This window comes from Saccharopolyspora sp., from assembly GCF_017434145.1.
Lineage (GTDB): Bacteria > Actinomycetota > Actinomycetes > Mycobacteriales > Pseudonocardiaceae > Saccharopolyspora_C > Saccharopolyspora_C galaxeae.
In genome coordinates, this window is sequence record NZ_JAFRFW010000737.1 from 1 (window position 1) to 1,834 (window position 1,834).

Annotated in this window: 2 protein-coding genes; both read left to right on the forward strand. The window is 71.4% G+C overall.

Translation table 11 applies throughout. The features are described 5' to 3' along the window. On the forward strand, positions 1-1,136 hold a 1,136-nt coding region (locus IJH84_RS20090; protein WP_295147506.1), incomplete at its 5' end, for an ABC transporter permease. 368 nt (positions 1,137-1,504) lie between these two features. Then, positions 1,505-1,834: ATP-binding cassette domain-containing protein (locus IJH84_RS20095; RefSeq protein ID WP_295147509.1), on the forward strand; the 330-nt coding region annotated here is incomplete at its 3' end.

Consider the following 1,834-nt stretch of genomic DNA (forward strand, 5'->3'; position numbering starts at 1 on the left):
CCGGAGCGCACCGCTCGGTGCGGCGGCTCGGCCCGGTCGCGACGTTGGCCGTGCTCAGCGCGGGAGGTATGCCGCGCCGGGCGGCGGCGGTGTCCTCGGTGGTGGCGCTGGCCGCGACGCTGCTCATCGCGGCGCTCACCGCCGGGGAAACCATGCGCGAGCACAACGAGGCGAGTTCGGCCGCGGAGTACACCGCGGGCATCGCGGTACGAGCCCCCGAAGGGGCAACACTGCCCGCTGACCTGCCCGGGGCGCTCTCGGCCGATCCCGCGGTGGGCACGGTCGTCCCGTATCGCGCCGTTCGGTTGCAGCTGGGTGCCCCGGGCGGATCGACGAACTTGGAAGTCTCGGACCTGCCGATCACCCAGCTGCCCAGGTCGGCGGACATTGTGGCCGGTGACGGGTCACTGCACGACCTCGGACCGGGAACGCTCGCGGTCTCCGACGGCTTCGCGAGCAAGAACCGGGTCGGCGTCGGCGATTCGGTCCTGCTCGGCGATCGCCGAATCCGGGTCGCGGCAGTGGTCGTCGGGCAGCGCATCGGCGGCTCGCAGGTCCTTGCGCACTCATCGGACCTCAACGCCCTCGGGATCGACCCGGCGCCTACCGGGGTCATGATCGACGCGGGCGGCAGGGGCATGGCAGCGGCGCAGTCCGCGGTCGGCGCCCACACCGGCAACAGCCCGGAACTGGAGATCAGCGTGCTCGACGACCTCCGCGCCGAGCAGTCCGGCCTGGTCCGGCAGGTCACCGGCAGCGCGTTGGCACTGATCGCGCTGACCGTGTTCGTCGCCATCGTCGGGGTCGGTACCACCGCGACCTTGTCGGTACTCGAGCGCGGCCGGGAAAGCGGCGTCTTGCGCGCGGTGGGCCTGTCCCGCAACGGCTTGCTCACCGTCCGGATCGGCGAGTCCGCCATGCACGGCGTGCTCGGAGTGGTCTTCGGGCTGCCGCACGGCGTCCTGCTGGGTGCACTGCTGATCATCGCACTGGTTCCGGAGGCGCCACTGGCGATACCGGTCCTCGCGTTGCCCGCGGTTTGCGGCGGACTCGTCGCGGTGGCCGCGGCGGCGGGCTTCCTGCCGTCCCGCCGCGCCAGCAGGACACCTCCGGCCACGGCGACCAGGGAAACCTGAGTCCGTCCGCCCGGAGGGTGCGTACGGCTGCTTCCGGGCTCGTCGAATCAGCAGTACCAGGGTTCGCCGATGGGCGATCTCGCATCCGGTCGGCGGCGGAACCGCTCCAACGATGACCACGCGAGCAACGGCACCGTCGCTCGTGGCGGTTTCCTCGCGGGGACAGCGGTTTCGCCGCGCGGAGCCCGAAGGGCTCTGAGCCGTTCCACAGGCCGATCGGCCAGCGACTCCGGCCGACCGGACGACCGGGGATGACCGCGCGGTCGAGGTGTGTCCCCGCCGGCTGCTGCGAACGTTCTCCTCGATCGAATTCCGCGCCAGGACCCTGCTCCACCACGGCGCGCACATCGACCGAGGGGAATGGACAAGTGCACCAAGGACGCACACCGGCGGGGAACCCGGTTCTGGTCGGCAACGGACTGGCGAAGCAGTACGGCGAGCACTGGGCACTGGGCGGCGCGGACATCTCGGTCCAGGCCGGTGAAGTGCTGGCGATCGTGGGGCCGTCCGGGTCCGGCAAGACCACGATGCTGCACGTGCTCGCCGGGATCCTGCGCCCGGACCGCGGGGAGGTCAGCCTCGAGGGGCGCCGCATCGACCAGCTCACCGAAACCAAGCGCAGCGAATTGCGCAGGCACGAGTTCGGCTTCGTGTTCCAGCAGGGCATGCTCGTCGGCGAGCTGACCGCCGAGGAGAAC